This window comes from Rhodococcus sp. A14 (assembly GCF_011603105.1).
GTDB classification, from domain to species: domain Bacteria; phylum Actinomycetota; class Actinomycetes; order Mycobacteriales; family Mycobacteriaceae; genus Rhodococcus_F; species Rhodococcus_F opacus.
Window position 1 is genome coordinate 19,187 of record NZ_JAAOQS010000024.1, and the last position, 17,936, is coordinate 37,122.

Below are 17,936 nucleotides of genomic sequence, written 5' to 3' on the forward strand. Positions count from 1 at the left end.
CCACTGCCTCCGCAGATCCGAGCTGTGCGGGCGGGTGCCGCCGGGTGTCTATCTCGCCGGGATCTCGTCCTCACGCCAGGGGCCGATCAGTGCGCCTTCCGGCTCCGGCGGTGGTCCTCCCGCCCCGTTGAAGGTGATGGGCTGCAATGGGGCGGTGTTGACGTTGAGAGAGAAGATGTCGAAGCGATTGTAGTGACCGATGATGTCGTGCATCTGCTTCGGCGCGATGCATCGTGCCAAGTCGATCTCGCCGTAGACGATCCCTTCCTTGTCCACTAGAGGTTCGGACACCGGGCGCCCGTCGGGTCCGAAAATCCCTGACAGGGCGCTGCGCTCGCGCCGTAGCATCTGCGCCGCTTCCTCGTCGTCCCCGGCGACGATGTCGATAATTTCCTCGGACACAGTCGAGCACGAGACGACGGAGAACAATTTGCCTTCGAAAGCGTGCGCCGCTGTCCGAATGGCGATGGCGTCGGCCATGTCGTAGTCCTTCGGCGCCACCGGGAGGGAGATGTAGTTGGCGACGTGCACGAGCTCTCCCTGCGCCAGCAGCGCGAAGCGGGCGAGGGTGTTCGTGTTCTCCCCACACGCGAGGACGCCGAGCGGACCGACTTCGGTGTGATGCACCCGGAGCGTCGACCCGTCGCCGTTGGTCCAGGTCAGCTTCTCAGCCCAGGTCGGTACCAGTTTCCGGTGAACAGCGATCAGGGAGCCGTCCGGCCCGATCGTGAGGACACTGTTGTACAGCACTCCCAGGCTGTGTCGGCCGCGTTCGTTGACACCGATCACAACCGTGGTCTTGGTGGCTGCCGCAGCGGCACGAAGGGTGTCCAGATGTGGACCGGGAATGTCGATGGCGGCCCGATACAGCCGTTCGAACCACTCCCCTCCCTTGACCGGGTTCATCGTCCAGTTCCAGTACGGGTACCCGGGGACGAACACCTCGGGAAAGGCGATCAGCGTGGCGCCGGCCGCGGCGGCCTCGTGGATGAGCCCGACCGCTTTCTCTACGGTGGCGTCGGGGTCGAGATACACCGGGGAGGCCTGCACGGCGGCCGCGGTGAAACGCGGGAAGGTGTCCATCAGCGTGCCGCCTCGGTGACGGCGCTTGCGCCTGGGCGCCAGCGTTGGTGGATGTCGTGTTCCGTCTCCCCGAACAAGGCCAACTGGGGCCGCGCCCGTCCGGCTGTGGGCGGCTTCGCCGATCCGGCAGCGTAGAGAGTCGGCCATTGTCCACCAGCTCCGCGGTATCCGATCTCAGCGGCGGCGTGCAGGGTCCAGGCGGGGTTGTGCAGGTGCGCGCGGCCGATCGCGATGAGGTCGGCACGCCCTGCAAGCAGGATCGAGTTGGCGTCGTCGTCGGAGGAAATGGCGCCGACGGCGATGGTGGTGATGCCCACGTCAGCGCGGATGCGCTCGGCGAAGGGGGTCTGGTAACCGCGCCCGTACTCGGGGCGCTCGTCGGCCACGACCTCACCGCTGGAGACGTCGATGGCGTCGACTCCGTGTTCGGCGAAGGCCCGCGCGATGGCGACGGCGTCGTCGATGGTGGTGCCGCCCGGGTGCCAGTCGACCGCCGAAATCCGCACGAGGAGCGCCTTGCCTTTCGGCCAGGCCACCCGGACCGCGTCTATGACCTGCAGCGGGAATCGGAGACGGTTACGCAAGCTTCCACCGAAGTCGTCGGTGCGCTGGTTCGTCAGCGGCGAGAGGAAGGTCGAGAGCAAGAATCCGTGCCCGGCCTGGATTTCGAGGACATCGAATCCGGCGGTGTCGGCGGCCCGGGCGGCCCGGGCGAAGTCCTCGGCGATGCCCTCCAGCTCGGAAGCGTCGAGTTCGCGGGGCGCGGGGAGGTCACCGAAAGCGATCGGGGACGGGCCGACGGTCTCCCAGCCCTTGTCACCGAGGGAGGTACCGACGGTTCCGGCGGTGGGAACGGTGGTCGCACCCTTGCGTCCGGAATGGTTGAGCTGGACACCGATGGCCGCGGTGGTGTTGTTGTGGACCAGATTGGCGATCCGGCGGTAGGCGAAGATTTGTTCGGGGGCGTACAGGCCGGCGCACGCGGGTGTGACCCGTCCGGCAGCGCTGACGGCGGTCATGCCGGTCATCACCAGGCCGGCGCCGCCGAGTGCCGCGCCGGCCAGGCGTGCGAGTTCCGCGTCGCCGACTATCCCGTCCGTGGCGGAGTAGGTGGCCACGGGTGCGGCGACGATGCGGTTCTTCAGCCGCGTGTTCGCGATCCGATAGGGCTCGAACATCGGACGGGGCGGCTGTTCGGTGGAGTCCGCCGGCTGGGCACGGTGGTACCAGTCGTTGAGGGTGTCGATGTATTCCGGATCGCGGTCGCGCAGGTTGTTGTAGGTGACGCGGCGGCTGCGGGTGAGCAGGTTGAAGCCGAACTGTGGCGGTTCCTGCCCGACGGAGTGCTCGATCGACTCGAACCACTCCAGGCTCGCCTGCGCCGCACGTTGCGTGGATTCGACGACGGGTCGCCGTTCCTGCTCGTAGCGGAGCAGGGCCTGCGCGACGTCCCGGTCGTCGACTGTCAGGCTCGCTGCGAGAGCGAGGGAGTCCTCCATGGCGAGCTTGGTTCCCGAGCCGATGGAGAAGTGCGCGGTGTGCGCGGCATCGCCGAGGAGGACGATGTTGCCGTCGCGCCACGACGTGTTGCGGACCGTCGAGAACTGGATCCAACGGGAATTGTTGGTCAGTAGCTGGTGCCCCTCGAGATGCTCGCCGAGCAGACCGGCGCACAACTCGACGCTTTTCGTATCGCTCTGCCCGACGGTCAGCTCCTCGGCGGCGAAGGTGTCAAATCCCGCGTTACACCAAGTCTTCTCGCTCATCTCGACGATGAAGGTGCTGCGTTCACTGCTGAACGGATAGGCATGCACCTGGATCGGCCCGAATGCTGTCTCCGCGACGATAAAGGTGAACGCGTCGAAGATCTTGTCGGTCGCCAGCCACATGTAGCGGCAGTTCCGCACGTCGAGGTCGGGCCCGTACGCTTCGGGACGCGCCTTGCGGGTGACCGAATTGACTCCGTCGGCGGCCACCACCAGGTCGTGCGTGCGGGCGAGCTCTTCTGCCGCGGGGGCGATGGTTTCGTATCGCACGTCGACACCGAGTTGTGCGCACCGCGTCTGCAGGATGTTGAGCAGGGTCCGTCGCTCGATAGCCGCGAACCCGTGTCCTCCCGAGGTCAGCACCTGACCCCGGTAGTGGATGTCGATATCGGACCACCGGGCGAACTGCGCTTCCATCTCCGCGAAGATCGCCGGATCCGCCGCAGTGATTCCGTCGAGGGTCTCATCCGAGAACACGACTCCGAAGCCGAAGGTCATGTCGGCGGCGTTTCGCTCGAATACCGTGACCTCCCGTCGCGGGTCCAGTTGCTTGGCCAACGCGGCGAAATACAGGCCGCCCGGTCCGCCACCGATCACCGCGATCTTCAACGACGGCAGGCCGGCGTCGACTCGTGCAGAACGCGCTGTTGCTTCTTGACTGGTCACTTGGTCACCACTGCTTCCTGGGCACGAATCGTGCCGAATGCGTCGATTACGGGTTGCGGCCAGGGCGTCGACGTCGGCGACTGCGGGATGGCGTGGGCGACGATGAGGGTTCCGTCCGCCGCCACGCCCTCCTTGCCGCGCACCTCGAAGGCGTACTGGAGTGAGGTGTTACCCAGGCGAACAACCTCGAGGGTCACGGTCACCGTTTCGCCGAACCACAGCCGCGATCGGTAGTTGATCTCGTGGCGGACACGGGGAGTCTCCCCGAACAGCCACGCCAGATCGTGCTCGCGAAGCAGCGCCGCCTCAGCGGCTTCCACGAATCGCACGATGCACGAATGATGTTGGTGGCCAGCAGCATCGGTGTCGTACCACTCCACCGTCCGCTCGATCGTCACTTTCGCCATCTGTCACTGACCACCTTTCATCAAAGCCGATGACCGAACTTTATAGCGCTCTTGTGACGATCGTCAAGGCAGGTGTATATTCGATTTTGCGGCAGGCGGTGACGGCTTACGCAGTTCGATCGAAATCCACGCAGGTGAGGTCGGCCGCACGCGCCCAATGCCATACACATGCGTCGCCGACGAAAGGGAGGAACACACATGTCACTCAGTGACGACGTTCTCGGTCGGGCTCGGGTCAAGGACACCGAAGCCTTGGAAGCGTTCTATGACGAACTCGGCAAGCGCGACACTGTGGCGCTATGGACCGTGGCCAACAAGATCGAACCGTGGTTCCCTCAGCCGGCGTCCGTGCCCATTCTCTGGCGCTATGAGGACATCCGCCCATTCGTCATCGACTCGCTCGACCTGGTCAAACCGGAAGACGCCGGTCGACGGGTGGTGGCCCTGGTCAATCCCGAGCGCAAGGACGTCACCGCGGCCGTCGGCCTGCTGTACACCGGCCTGCAGGGAATGGGCCCCGGAGAGTCGATGACCGCACATCGCCACATGGCGGCCGCACTGCGCTTCGTCGTCGAAGGACAGGGCGCCTGGACGGTGGTGGACGGACAGAAACTGAAGGTCGGCCCCCGCGACTTCGCCATCACACCCAGTTTCACCTGGCACGAGCACGGCAACGAGGACTCGGACGAGCCGGTCATCTGGCAGGACGGACTCGACATCCCCCTGGTCAATGCCCTCGACGCCGGGTTCTACGAGGTCCACCCGAACCATTACCAAGAGCGGGGCGCGGTGGTCAACTCCTCGCTGCTCACCTATGGCGCGGGCCAACTTCGTCCCGTGGGCTTCGAGGACGGTTGGACCAAGCCCTACTCGCCGCTATTCGCCTACCCCTGGGAACCCACCTACGCCGCCTTGCAGAACGCCGCGAAAGCGTCGGAGGGATCGCCCTACGACGGAATCCTGCTCGAATACTCGAACCCGCGGACCGGCGGGTCGGTGATGCCGACGCTGAGCGCTCACATCCAGTTGCTCCGGGCCGACCAGCACACCCGCGCCCACCGGCACACCGGATCGGTCGTCTACAACGTGGCCAAGGGCGAAGGCTACTCGGTCATCGCGGGCCGACGATTCGACTGGAAGCAGGGCGACATCTTCGTCGTGCCCTCCTGGGCGTGGCACGAGCATGCCAACCTCAGCACCAGCGATGACGCGGTCCTGTTCTCCTTCAACGACTTCCCTGTCATGCGCTCGTTGTCCTTCTGGCGCGAGGAGGCGTACCTGGAGAACGACGGTCACCAGCCGATTCAGTAACTCGCCTCGCACACCACTATCACCAACCCTCAGAACAAGGACCGTTCATGATTCTTCTGACCTTCTCCACTCGTGACAACACCCCCCGGCTCGGCGTCCAGCGCGACGACACGGTCATCGACGTCACCGCACTGGCACGGAGCACCGGCGCCGAAGTGCCGGCCGATCTGTCGACTCTGATCAACCAGGGCAGTGCGGGTCTCGCCGCGCTGACCGCGCTGGTGGCCAGTGACCAGGCCCCGCAGTTCAGCCTCCCGATCGCCGATGTCACCGTGCACGCCCCGCTGCGCCCGGGCAAGATCATCGGTGTCGGCCTCAATTACACCGAACACGTCGCCGAGTCGGCTCGGACCCTCGACACCGACAAGGATCTGCCCCAGCGCCCGGTGTTGTTCAGCAAGCCCGGCACCGCCGTCGTCGGCCCCGGCGAGCCGATCCGCCACAACGCGAACCTGACCAACCAGCTCGACTGGGAATGCGAGGTGGCCGTGGTCATTGGTCGCACCGCGAAGAACGTGTCGGCAGCCGACGCCCTCGACTACGTCTTCGGTTACAGCATCATCAACGACATCAGCGCCCGGGACCAGCGCCGCGGCGGCCAGTGGTTCTTCTCCAAGGGCCAGGACTCCTACGCGCCCTTCGGGCCGGTCATCCGCACCGCGGACGATCTCACCGACCCGCACGGCCTGGACCTGTCTCTGCGCGTGAACGGCGAAGTCAAGCAGAAGTCGAACAGCCGCTACATGCTGTTCAAGATCCCCGAGCTGATCGAGGACATCACCTCCGGAATGACCCTCGAGCCCGGAGACGTGATCGCTACCGGCTCCCCCGCCGGCGTCGGCGCCAGCTTCGTGCCCCAGCAGTTCCTCACCCCGGGTGACGTGGTCGAGTGCACCGTCGAATCGATCGGGACGTTGAGCAACCCGGTTATCGATGCTCGCTGACACCTGTCCGATCAGAAAGGAAGCCCGATGAGCACCCTCTCCTACCGCATCGGCCAGATCGTGCCGAGTTCCAATGTGACGATGGAAACGGAAATCCCCGCCCTCTTCCGCGCACGGGAAACGGTCGCCCCCGAGCGATTCACCTTCCACTCCAGCCGCATGCGGATGAAGGAGGTGACCAAGGAAGAGCTCGAGGCGATGGACGCCGACTCGACCCGATGCGCCGCCGAACTCTCCGATGCGAGAGTCGATGTCCTCGGCTACGCCTGCTTGGTGGCCATCATGAGCATGGGCAAGGGGTACCACTGCGTCTCCGAACAGAAGCTGGCTCAGATCACCCTCGATAACGGCGCCCCGGCACCCGTGGTTACCAGCGCCGGCGCACTGGTGACGGCCCTCGAGGTCCTGGAAGCGAAGAAGATCGCCCTGGTGGCGCCCTACATGAAGCCGCTCACCAAGCTCGTGGTCGAGTACATCAAGGACCAGGGCATCGACGTGGGCGACTATCGGGCACTGGAAATTCCGAACAATCTCGACGTGGCCGCCCACGATCCGCGCAATCTCGTGGGTATCGCCAAGCAACTCGACTACCAGGACGCCGACGTCATCGTGCTCTCGGCCTGTGTCCAGATGCCGTCACTGCAATCGATCGAGATCGTCGAGAACGAACTCGGCAAGCCGGTGATCTCTGCCGCAGTCTCCACCGCGCATCAACTGATGCGGGCGCTGGATCTGCCCGCGATCGCTCCCGGCGCCGGGTCGCTGCTGTCCGGAAAATACGCCCACGCTCCCTACACCCCGAGCCTGCCGATCGCCGCGACGTGATCCTTCCGGCCTTGGGCGCTATGTGACCGTGTGGGCCTCGACGCAATCCGCCGGGGCCCACACGGAGCCGTGGACCGCTCATTCAGTCGCATGCCGGCCCACACCGATCAAAACGGGGTGCCACCGCCGCCACGCTGGTGTGATACTGGGGCAGAGGTGAAGATATGTGCGAGCCCACGAGATCGCCGTCCGCTACGTATCGGCAATTGGACGGCCCGCCGATGGTCGGCGCAGCTGGAGCCAGAGCGCCCGGATCGACGTCACTGAAGGTGCGAACTGGTGGATGACCTCGACCCCTTCGCAACGCAAGCCGACGTCCACCCCGCGATCGCCGGCGAGTTGATTCTCGACGGCTTCGACGACCCCGTCGAGATCGGGCGCGGCGGATTCGGAGTCGTCTACCGGTGCATGGAAACTGCGCTCGATCGGACGGTCGCCATCAAGGTGCTCTCCTCCGGTGTGGATGAAGAAGACCGGAATCGCTTCCTCCGCGAGCAACAGGCCATGGGCCGGCTCTCCGGACATCCGAACATCGTGACCATCTACCACGCCAGTACCACGCCCCAAGGGCGGCCGTACATCGTGATGGAGTACCACCGCCACGGCTCTCTGGAAGCGATCATCCGCCGCGACGGACCGCTCGGCTGGGAGAAGGCGCTCGGTTTCGGCATCAAAATCGCCCTGGCCTTGGGCAGAGCGCACCAGGCCGGGATCCTTCATCGAGATGTCAAACCCTCCAACATCTTGCTCACCGACTACGGCGAACCCCAGCTCACAGACTTCGGCATCGCCCGCATCCACGGTGGTTTCCAGACCGGGACCGGCGTGGTGTTGGGTTCGCCTGCCTTCACCGCACCGGAAGTACTCACCGGACGAGCACCGACCGTGCAGTCCGATCTCTACAGCTTGGCCGCGACTCTCTTCTGCCTCATCACCGGCCACGCCGCCTTCCAGCGCCGAGACGGCGAACAACTGGTCGCGCAATTTCTTCGAATAACGTCCGAACCGGTGCCCGATCTCCGCCGGACCGGCATCCCCGCGCAGGTGTGCAGCGTCATCGAGCGCGCGATGTCGGAGGAGGTCGCGCGCCGCCAGGAGTCCGCAGAGGCATTCGAACAGGACCTCCGCACAGCCCTACGACGCACCAGCGCCGGATCCCCGGATCTGGTCCCGCCAGACGCGGAGATCACGCAACGCGGGCACCCAGACCTGACGCGTAGTTCGGAAGAACACGCCGGGCCGCCCTCGGTGACGCCGCCACGCTTCTCGACGAAGTACCGGCCACGTACCCAGCCCCGTGCCCCAGTGCAGCGGCGCCGCCTGATCGAGGCCCTGCACGCCGGCGGGGATCGGCGGCTCGCGCTGATTCATGCACCGGCAGGATTCGGCAAGAGCACCCTCGCCGCCCAGTGGCGCGACTTGTTGACCAACTCGGGAACGCCCGTCGCCTGGCTCAGTGTCGACAACGACGACAACAATGTCGCCTGGTTCCTGGCGCACCTCCTCGAAGCGATTACGCGGGTACGACCGTCACTTGCACGCGACCTGCCACAGGTGCTGCAAGAGCAGGGTGAGCAAGCCGCACGGTACGTCCTTTCCACACTGGTCGATGAGATTCATGACACGGGCGAGGTGATCACGGTCGTCATCGACGACTGGCACCGAGTTTCCGATACGGCGACGATCTCCGCGATGGCGGCGCTGCTCGACAGCGACTGTCACCACCTGCGATTTACCGTGACCAGCAGAACCCAGGCCGGGCTTCCGCTCAGCCGGTTGCGGGTACGCGACGAGTTGGTCGAAATCGATTCCACTGCGCTACGTTTCGACCTGCCGGAGGCGGAATCGTTCCTGGCCGACCAAGGGGGGCTCGCCCTCACCGCCGCCGACATAGCCGATCTTCGCGAATCCACGGACGGATGGGTGGCGGCCCTGCAACTGGTCTCGCTCTCGCTACGGGGACACACCGATCCGACCACGCTGATCGGTCAACTCTCCGGCCGCCACCACGCGATCGGCGAGTATCTCGCCGAGAATGTCCTGACATCGCTCGAACCCGATCTTCTCAACTTTCTGCTCGCGACGTCGGCGACTGAACGCATCAGTGGTGGACTCGCGTCGGCGCTGACCGGTAGCAGTCACGGTCAGGCTCGGCTCGAGGAGATCGAGAACCGGGACCTGTTCCTGCGACGACTCGACGAGGACGGTGAGTGGTTCCGTTATCACCACTTGTTCGCAGAGTTCTTGCGGCGCCGGCTCGAACGGGACCAACCGGACATGGTCGGCGAACTTCATCACCGTGCGTCCCACTGGTTCGGTGAGCACCACCTGCTCAGTGAGGCCGTCGATCACGCCTTGGCATCGGGTGATCCCGACCTGGCGGTGACGTGGGTCGAACGCGAGGGAATGCGATTGGTCGAACAGTCCCAGATGGCGACGCTGATCGGACTGATCGACAAGCTCCCATCCCGACAGGTGATCGCACACCCGGTGTTACAGATCGCATTGGCCTGGTCGCATGTACTGCTGCATCACCCGGCGCCCTCGGCGCTTCGGGCACTGGACCGCGCGGAATCATCGCTGACCCAGCGCACTCGCGCAGACGAGGACACGACGGCCCTGTTGATCGAGGCTTCGTTGGTCAGGGGCGTTGTCGAACTCTTCGCCGATCGTTCCGACACGCTCAGCGAGCGGATCTCGGACTGCCTCGAACGGCCCGAGGCTGTGCGGCCGTTCGTCGTGTCGGGGGCGGCGAATGTCGCGTCCTTCGAGGCGATCTACCGGTTCGACTTCGCCGCGGCCCGCCGATGGCAGGAATGGGCGACCCCCTACAACCAGCAGACATCGGGACCGTTCAGCGTTCTATACGGATACTGCTTCGCCGGGATCGCCGCACACGAACAGCTTGACATCACCGCGGCCGAGAGATACTTCCGGATGGCGCTACGGCTGGCGAAACAATCCGGCGGCGGGCAATCGTATGCATCCCGCGTGGCCGGCGCGATCTTGGGAGACTTGCTGTACGAGCAGGGTCATGTGCCCGACGCCGAAGAACTTCTCGACGCCAGTCATAGCCTTCGGTCCGAGGGCGGCATCGTCGATTTCATGCTCGCGACCTACGGCACCGGATCTCGTATCAAGACTCTGCGCGGAGATCTCGGTGCCGCGTGCCGACTCCTCGACGAAGGGGCTGAGATCGCCGACATGCTGACGCTGCCGCGGCTGGCCGCCCGAATTCGGAACGAGAGGATACGGTTGGCGCTCGCCATTCCTGCGGTTCTCGATGAGCATCCGCGGTGGGCACAGACAGTCCCCAGGGACAGCGCCGGCCCGGCGTCCCGCACGAGCGGGATCGACCTGATCACGTGGGAGCTGCACGAAGACTCCGACATTCGGCTCCTGCTCCACGCCGCCTCGCCGACGGATCGGGAATCGTCGGCGGCCGCGTGTCGTCGATCGCAGGCGCTGGTGGAGCGAATCTCCCGGCAGGCGCGATCGAAAGCGCTGCTCCGGGCGAGGCTTCTGCACACCACGTGTCTGTTCGCAGCTGGCCGTACGTCGGAGGCGAAAGAGTGTGTGGTACCGGCTTTGGCGCTCTGCGCCGACCGCGGACTCCCGCGCGTCGTGCTCGACGCAGGGTCGGCGGTGGCCGAGGTGGTCGCCTCGCTCGAGACCGATCTGCGGCTCGGCAGATGGCAACGAGGATGGGAACGCGTCCCGAGTTCATTTCTCACGCAAGTGGTGGACGACTCCGGGGCCAGCGACGCTGGTGATCGGCCGGTGTCCACGACGTAGGCCGCGGCACGGGGCCGCATCGGTTCGCCGTGGTTGGGGGTGACCGCACCACAGGACGTCAGATGCAAGCAGGCTGCAACCGGCCTACGGTCGCGCCCACGCTCGGCGGGCGCCGTACGCCGGCTGCATCGACCTACTGCGCGAACCTACCGTCGGCAGGTCGCTAATCGATCGGCCTGCCCTCGCTGCTCGCCCAGCTGGGCATGAGTTCGTTCGAGGGAAGCGCCTTGTCGAGAAGTTTTCTGCCCTGCGCGATGCCGGCAACGGGGAGCCCGTCCGGATCGAGCAAGCCGATCTGCACCAGCACTCCGGCCTGATCCCAGTAGATGTGCTCGTTGTACAGCTTGTCGCCGCGCAGGGTGACGACAGCGACCAGCGGGATTTCGACGTATCGTCCGGTCGGCGCGACACCGGGAAGCATCCAGTCGATCTCGCGGTCGTGTGTGAAGCAGAACAGCTGCTCGTCGACGATCCGATCGGCTCCGACGGTACGAGAAATCGGGATCGTCTTGGTGTCGGCCGGATTGTTGTGCACGAAATGGTGGGCGTAGAACCGTGAGAGGTCCTTCTGACCGACGCCACCTGTCAGCGTCGGGATGTGGTTGACGTAGGGTTCGTCGACCATGGTCGCCATGGTGGCGGGGACGTCACGGGCCTCGAACTCGTAATAGATGTGCCGGTCCCAGAGTGCGGACAGATCGTATCGGGGTCCGATGGTGGCGTGCAGAACCTCGAGGGTGCGCGAGTAGGCGAGCCCCGCGGAGAGGGGTTCGAAGACATCGCGGCCGTGGGTGGCGAATGCATGATCGACGCCGGGGTAGTCGTAGATGCGCACCTGGTCGTTGTCGTCGAACGCCTTGCGGATGGAGTTTCGGGCATCCTCGGGGCAGTACGAGTCGAGTTCAGCGAGGTGGAAGACCACGGGAACTGTCAGCTCAGTCGCCGCATCGAGGTGATCGTGGACACCGACACCGTAGTAGCTGATGGCGCAGTCGACGTCGAACCGGACCGCGGACAGGTAGGCGAGCAGTCCGCCGAGGCAGTATCCGATGAGTCCGACGCCGCCGACGTGATTGGTCAGGCCACGAAGGGCTGTGACGGTGTCGCCGATGTCCGTGACGGCCAGGTCCTCGTCGAGTTCGTCCCGCAGCTCGAGCCCGCGCGTGAATCCGGCCTGGTCGTAACCGAGTTCCTGCCGAGCACCCGAGCGCCAGAACAGGTCGGGGACCAGTACCACGTAGCCTTCCTCGGCATAACGGTCGGCCATGTCCCGCATGTAGTCGTTGATTCCGAAAATTTCTTGCAGGAGAACCAGTCCCGGGCCAGAGCCCTGGGCCGGTTCGGCAAGATACGCGGCGAACGACTCACCGGAGCTCTTGCTGATATCGATGTACTTACCCATTGATTCGTGTCGCTTTCGGTGGAGAAACTGCGGAACGGCTGCGTTCAGAAGTCGGGATGCTTGGTCACCAGGCGGTAGGACCCCGAGTGGAAGACCAGTGGCTCGCCGGGGTCGGCATCGTATTGTTCGATCTCGCCGAGGAAGATGATGTGGTCGCCGGCCTTTACTCGTTGGACTGTGCGGCACTGGAAATGCGCGATGGCGTCATCGATCAGCGGAACGCCGGCGATTCCTTCGGTGGTCGCCACACCCGCGAACTTGTCCTCGGCCGGCGTCGAGAATTGCCGGGACAGGTCGTGTTGGTTGGCCGCCAGGACGTTGACGGCGAAATGGGTCGCCGCCGTGAGGTCGGGGAGGCTCGGCGCCTTACTCGCCGGGCACCACGACACGAGCGGCGGATCCATGGACACCGAGGTGAACGAGTTCGCTGTGACACCGATCTTCCGACCATCTGGGGCCCGCGCGGTGATCACGGTGACCCCCGTAGCGTATTGGCCGAGGGCACGCCGTAGATCACGGGGATCGAACTGGGCCTGCTCGGCGGCCCGGGCGGTCTCGATCACACGCTGCGATTCGGCGTCGTCGAACCACCAATTGTGCACGGTGCGTGGATCATCGAACCCGGTTGCGATAGCCGACGCCAGGGTCGGCGAGTCCTGCGCCGCCGCGAACAAGCCGAGGACCGGATCGGATGGTCCACGGAGCAGGTCGTTGGTCCACGACACGGCCCACTGAGCCCATCCGCGCCAGAACTTGTCGAAGGTGCGTTGCATCCATTGCGCGTCGAATGGCCGGTCATCCCGATCCACGATCGCATCGAGGTACACGGCGACGGCTTGGGCAGCATTGTTGCTGCCCTGACCGGTAAGCGGATCGTTGAGGACCACCGCGTCCGCCATGCCCAACACGACGCTGCCCGATGCGAGTTCGGCCACCGGGCGGCGGACCGTCGGCGTCAGGCGGCCGCGCAGTACCCCGGCTTCGTCGGTCAGAGAGATGTCACCAGTCCTGGCGAACTCTGCCGGGAAGTGCTCGGCCAGCACTTCCTTGGCGCGCTCGAGATGTTCTCGCGGGGTGTGGACATCGTCCCAACAATCCATCGGTCCACCGGGGACGCCTTCGAACACCATCACATGACAGGGCCCGGTGGTGGTCAGCGCCGGCAGGACGAAGTACTCGCCGACCCCGGGGACGATGTTCAGTGAGAGGTCCGCGCCGTCGGGGTGCGGCGCGAGACCGTTCACGTAGGCCAAGGCCAGGGCCCGCTGCGGTCGGTTGTAGGGCGATTTCACCGGATCCGGAGGGAAGAGTCGACCGAGGTCGCCCTTGCCGCTGGAGATGATGACGAGGTCGTGGCTCTGGGCGAGGTTTTCGATGTCCATGGGGCTCGCCGCCTTGATGATCAGATTGCCACCGAGTTCTGTGAACTCGTCGACCCAGTCCGCGCATTTGACTCGCTGATCGACCGATTGCGCGAAGCCGATCAAGGGGGTTGTCACGGCGATCTCGTTGCTGCTGTGCGTTTTCGCCACAGTCAACGCCATCGTGTCGATGCGCGGGCACCGCTCCTCCCAGCGGTCGAGCCCGAGATCCCGCTCGATCTGCAGTGCCGAGTCGAACATGCACTGGCTGGACATGACGGGACCGACCCGGACCTCGTCGGGCGTTCGGTCGGTCACCAGGGTGACCTCGAAGTCACGTTTGAGTAGGGCGAGGGCTAGCAGTGCCCCCGATGGTCCGGCTCCGACGATAGCGATGCTGCGCATGACTGACGGCTCCAATCGATGATTCGGGCGACGGTTAGTTCGCGACGTCGGTGAGGTACTGTTCGGCGGCTTCTGGTGTCATGAACCAGTGGAAGAAGTCACGCGGATCGTCGAAGCCGTTGGCAAACCGACGAGCAATGCGCGGCTCGGCGGCGGCGGCGCCGAGCAGGTTCAGCACATGCTCCGGCGGCGGGGTGAGCAGTGCGTTCGTCCAGGTCGCGACGTATTGTGCGTAGTCCCAGTACCGTTCGAAGGTGGCGGTCATGAATGCGGCGTCGAAGGGCCGGTCCCCGTGCTCGAGGATGCTGGCGAGGTAGGAGGCCGCGCACTTGCTGGCGTTGTTCGAGCCCTGGCCGGTGATCGGATCGTTGAGGACCACCACGTCGGCCAGTCCGAGGATATTCGCCCCCGAGGGCAGGACTCCGATCGGCTTGCGAACGGTGGGTGGGAACCGTCCGGCGAGGATCCCGTTGTCATCGGTGAGGGTGATGTCGGCGCAGCGCCCGGCCTCCCAGGGGACAAACGTCTCGACGACCCACTTGGTCTTTGCCAGATGCTCTTCGGGAGTCGTCACGTCCGCCCAGCAGTCCATCGGCCCGCCCGGAATGCCCTCCATCACCATGATCTCGCAGGGCCCGCTGGTGGTGAGCGCGGGAAACGCAAAATATTCACCGACACCGGGAATCATGTTGAATGCCACCGCGGAATGTTCCTCACGTGGCAGCATCCCGTTGACGTAGGTCAGCGCGAGGGCGCGCTGGGGGCGATCGAAGACGGACCGCGTGGTGTCGCGCTCGAACATCTTCGCGATCTCGCCCTTGCCTGCGGCGAGGATGACCAGATCGGAGTCGACAGCGAACTCTTCGAGGTCGCCGATCCCGGCATCCTGGAGTACCAGCGTGCCGCCGCGTGATTCGAATTCCTTGAGCCACGCGGGCATTTTCACGCGCTGATCGACCGACTGGGCGGGGAGGTCGAGGCGCGATGCCCAGGAGAACGCCTGGTTTCCGTTGTCGGCGACGGTGAACGAGATGCCCTCGACTGATGGGCATTCATCGCTCCAGAGGTCCAGTCCGACGGCGCGCTCACGTGCGAGGGCCCCGCCGAACATGCACTGGCTGGACATGACCTTGCCCTCACGGATCTGCTCCGGAGTTCGGTTGGACACGACGGTCACGTCGTATCCGGCGTCGACGAGTCCTATGGCGAGCTGAAGTCCGGCTTGTCCGGCTCCAACGATGGTGATCTTGCGCATGGGGAGAGGATCCTTCGGTCGAAGTTATTGGGCGAGCAGCGGGATTGCCGGGGAGGATTGTTCAGGCCCCATCGCGGAATAGCCTCCGTCGATGGCCCAGTCGGCTCCGGTGACGAATGCGGCGCGCGGCGAACACAGGTAAGCGATGATGTCGCCGACCTCGGTGGGGTCTCCGACTCGGCCGGCGAGGTGGAATTTTCCGGCTACCCGGTCGGTTTTGGCTCGGTCCGATCCCGAGAGCTCGTCCATCACCTTCGACCAGATCCAGCCCGGGCTCACCGAGTTGACGCGGATGTTGTCCCCGGCGAGGTCCATCGCCATGTTTCGTGTCAGTTGCACGACCGCGGCCTTGGAGACGGGATACAGCCACCGTCCGGTTTGTGCGACCTTCGAGGAGATGGAACCGAAGTTCACGATGGCACCGCCGCCCTGTGCTGCCATGTGCGGGCGCACCGCTTTGGCGAACATAGCGGCGCTCACCAGGTTCACGTCCAGTGCCGTTGACCACTGCGCCCGGCTGGACTCGGCGCCGTCGTCGATGTAGGTGCAGGCCAGATTCACCAGAATGTCGATGGCCCCGAACGACTCGAGTGCAGCGGCCACGCACGTATTGATCGCGTCGTCGTCAGTGATGTCGGTTTCGCTGAACAGAGCGTGGTCCTTGCCGTCGACCGCCTGCTTGCCACCGTCCCGATCGATGTCGGCGACAACGACGTTGACACCGTTTTCGTGGAGGCGGTCGACGACGCCGCGCCCGATCTTGGTGGCACCGCCGGTGATGATGGCGGTCTTGCCGCCGATGCCGAGATAGTCGCTCATGTGCAAATCTCCTGACTTCGTCACGATGTGATCTGCAACACTAGGAACATTCCGGTCAGTGATCTATCCGCTGGACGCGTCGACTGTGCAGATTGCGCTCACTTTCGATCCTGCCGAGCATTTGCCGACTGGAAAGTTCCTGAAAGCTGCGGGAGCACTGGGCGAGAGGTATCCGACCGCCGGGGTCGGTTGCCCCTCGATGTCGGATCGACCCGCCCAAGCAACCAGCACCACCAGGCGGCTGTGGGCGGGCGCGCGGCTAGCGCAGTGCCTGTCGGGATTCCCGTAGCCGATAACGCTGAATCTTGCCGTTCGGGGTGCGCGGCAACTCGGCGAGGAATTCGATACTGCGAGGGTACTTGTACGGTGCCAACTCGTTTTTGACGAAGTCCTGGAGTTCGCGGACCTTGGTGTCGCTGCCGACAGCGTCCGAGATCAGAACGACTGCCGCGTGGACGATCATTCCCCGATCGGGGTCGGGCAGGCCCACGACCGCGCATTCCTTGACATCGGGGTGCCGGCCCAGCGCTTCCTCGACCTCCGGGCCGGCGATGTTGTAGCCGGACGAGACGATCATGTCGTCACTGCGTGACTGGTACCAGAAGTAGCCGTCGGAATCGCGAATATACGTGTCGCCGGTGATGTTCCATCCGTTCTGGACGTACTGGCGCTGGCGGTCGTCGGCAAGATACCGGCAGCCTGTCGGACCGGTCACCGCCAACCGTCCCGGTGTGCCGTCGGGAACGGGGTGACCATCGTCGTCGAGTACCGCTGCCGTATAACCAGGTACGGCCTTCCCGGTTGCCCCCGATCGGATGTCATCGTCGCTGGCCGCGATGAAGACATGCAGCATTTCGGTGGCACCGATGCCGTTGATGATGCGCGTTCCGGTCTCCTCGTAGAACTCTTCCCACACCGCTTCGGGCAAATGCTCTCCTGCAGACACGCAGCGGCGAACCGAGGCGAGGCTCTGCGCCTTGTTCTCGCGGAGAATTGCCCGGTACGCGGTCGGGGCGGTGAACAGTACCGATACTGCGTGTTCTCGTACCGCATCGGCCAGCTCCCTCGGAGTTGCCTTCTCGAGCAGCAACGTCGCGGCCCCCACCCGCAGGGGGAAGACCACCAGACCGCACAGCCCGAAGGTGAATGCCAATGGCGGCGTACCCGTGAAGACATCCGATTGATTCGGCCGGAGAACCCGTGCCGAGAAGGTGTCCGCAACGGCAAGGATGTCGCGGTGAAAGTGCATCGTCGCTTTCGGAGTACCGGTGGTTCCGGACGTGGTGGCCAGTAGAACGACATCGTCCGCCGCGGTGGCGACGTTGGTGAATTCCCCGGACTTGGCGGATGTGCGGGCGATGAGGTCGGTGGGTTCGGTGCCACCGTAGAGCAGCGCCGCGATCTGGTCGGTCTCGATCAGATCGGCAGCGAACCGGTGATCGCACAGCGCGAGTGATGGTGTGGTGAGATCGATGATCTTGCTCAGTTCACCGCTGCGGAGCTGCGGCATGGTCGTCACGGCGACACCGCCGGCCTTGACCACCCCGAACCAGCAGGCCACCATCCAGGGGTTGTTCGGCCCGCGGAGCAGAACGCGGTTGCCCGGCACCAGTCCGAAGTCTTCGGTGAGTATCTGGGCGATCTGGTTGGCGCGGTGCAAAAGCTCCCCGTACGTCCAGCTTTCGGACGACGAGAGCAGCGCCGGGCGACCGCCGCCCAGCGCCGCGACCTGGTCGTCGAGAAGCGGGGATGCGCAGTTCAGGCGGTCCGGATACCGCAACTCCGGGAGGGTGAAATCGAAGTTCGGCCACAGGTTCTCCGGCGGGAGGTTGTCGCGGCAGAACGAGTCCAAGTGCGCCGACGGAGACAGCGTCATAGTTGACCTTCCACTATAGAT

12 protein-coding genes are annotated in these 17,936 nt (G+C 64.9%); 4 read left to right on the forward strand and 8 right to left on the reverse strand.

All coding sequences use genetic code 11. The features are described from left to right. Positions 1–48 precede the first annotated feature (48 nt). The 3 genes from G9373_RS15215 to G9373_RS15225 are packed head-to-tail and all read right to left on the reverse strand — an operon-like array spanning position 49 to position 3,922. On the reverse strand, positions 49–1,083 hold the full coding sequence (locus tag G9373_RS15215; RefSeq protein WP_054246336.1) for a carbon-nitrogen hydrolase family protein: 1,035 nt from the start codon (positions 1,081–1,083) through the stop codon (positions 49–51). Continuing rightward, complete coding sequence (locus G9373_RS15220; RefSeq protein WP_240482818.1) at positions 1,083–3,515, reverse strand: FAD-dependent monooxygenase; 2,433 nt, start codon at positions 3,513–3,515, stop codon at positions 1,083–1,085. Before G9373_RS15220 ends, G9373_RS15215 begins: the two co-directional genes overlap by 1 nt. Beyond that, positions 3,512–3,922, reverse strand: coding sequence for a thioesterase family protein (locus G9373_RS15225; RefSeq protein ID WP_005568887.1), 411 nt, complete (start codon positions 3,920–3,922; stop codon positions 3,512–3,514). Before G9373_RS15225 ends, G9373_RS15220 begins: the two co-directional genes overlap by 4 nt. A gap of 198 nt (positions 3,923–4,120) precedes the next feature. On the opposite strand from G9373_RS15225, the gene G9373_RS15230 reads away from it, so the two are divergent. The 4 genes from G9373_RS15230 to G9373_RS15245 all read left to right on the forward strand — a co-directional run bounded on the left by G9373_RS15230 (position 4,121) and on the right by G9373_RS15245 (position 10,797). Beyond that, on the forward strand, positions 4,121–5,233 hold the full coding sequence (locus G9373_RS15230; protein ID WP_054246337.1) for a cupin domain-containing protein: 1,113 nt from the start codon (positions 4,121–4,123) through the stop codon (positions 5,231–5,233). Positions 5,234–5,280: 47 nt separating this feature from the next. Next, the gene (locus G9373_RS15235; RefSeq protein ID WP_005568885.1) at positions 5,281–6,177 is read left to right on the forward strand and encodes a fumarylacetoacetate hydrolase family protein; all 897 of its coding nucleotides are present in this window, start codon (positions 5,281–5,283) and stop codon (positions 6,175–6,177) included. Positions 6,178–6,204: 27 nt separating this feature from the next. Further along, positions 6,205–7,002 carry a hypothetical protein gene (locus G9373_RS15240; RefSeq protein WP_005568884.1) on the forward strand — a complete coding sequence of 266 codons (798 nt, stop codon included), beginning with the start codon at positions 6,205–6,207 and terminating at the stop codon, positions 7,000–7,002. Positions 7,003–7,281: 279 nt separating this feature from the next. Next, positions 7,282–10,797 carry a serine/threonine-protein kinase gene (locus G9373_RS15245; protein ID WP_054246339.1) on the forward strand — a complete coding sequence of 1,172 codons (3,516 nt, stop codon included), beginning with the start codon at positions 7,282–7,284 and terminating at the stop codon, positions 10,795–10,797. 163 nt (positions 10,798–10,960) lie between these two features. Here G9373_RS15245 and G9373_RS15250 read toward each other — a convergent pair whose 3' ends face one another. The 5 genes from G9373_RS15250 to G9373_RS15270 form a co-directional block, all read right to left on the reverse strand. Next, positions 10,961–12,199: a dienelactone hydrolase family protein gene (locus G9373_RS15250; protein WP_054246340.1), complete on the reverse strand. Its 1,239-nt coding sequence runs from the start codon at positions 12,197–12,199 to the stop codon at positions 10,961–10,963. Between the two features lie 44 nt (positions 12,200–12,243). Continuing rightward, the gene (locus tag G9373_RS15255; RefSeq protein ID WP_167115625.1) at positions 12,244–13,965 is read right to left on the reverse strand and encodes a styrene monooxygenase/indole monooxygenase family protein; all 1,722 of its coding nucleotides are present in this window, start codon (positions 13,963–13,965) and stop codon (positions 12,244–12,246) included. 34 nt (positions 13,966–13,999) lie between these two features. Continuing rightward, positions 14,000–15,220: a styrene monooxygenase/indole monooxygenase family protein gene (locus G9373_RS15260; protein WP_005568880.1), complete on the reverse strand. Its 1,221-nt coding sequence runs from the start codon at positions 15,218–15,220 to the stop codon at positions 14,000–14,002. 24 nt (positions 15,221–15,244) lie between these two features. Further along, positions 15,245–16,039: an SDR family oxidoreductase gene (locus G9373_RS15265; RefSeq protein WP_005568879.1), complete on the reverse strand. Its 795-nt coding sequence runs from the start codon at positions 16,037–16,039 to the stop codon at positions 15,245–15,247. A gap of 259 nt (positions 16,040–16,298) precedes the next feature. After that, entirely contained in the window at positions 16,299–17,915 is a 1,617-nt protein-coding gene (locus tag G9373_RS15270; protein WP_005568878.1) for an AMP-binding protein, read from the reverse strand. Positions 17,916–17,936 lie beyond the last annotated feature (21 nt).

Excerpts from the sequence above, each read along its gene's own strand:
- G9373_RS15215 (WP_054246336.1), bottom strand. The coding sequence starts at position 1,083 with ATGGACACCTTCCCGCGTTTCACCGCGGCCGCCGTGCAGGCCTCCCCG.
- G9373_RS15225 (WP_005568887.1), bottom strand. The coding sequence starts at position 3,922 with ATGGCGAAAGTGACGATCGAGCGGACGGTGGAGTGGTACGACACCGAT.
- G9373_RS15230 (WP_054246337.1), top strand. The coding sequence starts at position 4,121 with ATGTCACTCAGTGACGACGTTCTCGGTCGGGCTCGGGTCAAGGACACC.
- G9373_RS15235 (WP_005568885.1), top strand. The coding sequence starts at position 5,281 with ATGATTCTTCTGACCTTCTCCACTCGTGACAACACCCCCCGGCTCGGC.
- G9373_RS15240 (WP_005568884.1), top strand. The coding sequence starts at position 6,205 with ATGAGCACCCTCTCCTACCGCATCGGCCAGATCGTGCCGAGTTCCAAT.
- G9373_RS15250 (WP_054246340.1), bottom strand. The coding sequence starts at position 12,199 with ATGGGTAAGTACATCGATATCAGCAAGAGCTCCGGTGAGTCGTTCGCC.
- G9373_RS15255 (WP_167115625.1), bottom strand. The coding sequence starts at position 13,965 with ATGCGCAGCATCGCTATCGTCGGAGCCGGACCATCGGGGGCACTGCTA.
- G9373_RS15260 (WP_005568880.1), bottom strand. The coding sequence starts at position 15,220 with ATGCGCAAGATCACCATCGTTGGAGCCGGACAAGCCGGACTTCAGCTC.
- G9373_RS15265 (WP_005568879.1), bottom strand. The coding sequence starts at position 16,039 with ATGAGCGACTATCTCGGCATCGGCGGCAAGACCGCCATCATCACCGGC.
- G9373_RS15270 (WP_005568878.1), bottom strand. The coding sequence starts at position 17,915 with ATGACGCTGTCTCCGTCGGCGCACTTGGACTCGTTCTGCCGCGACAAC.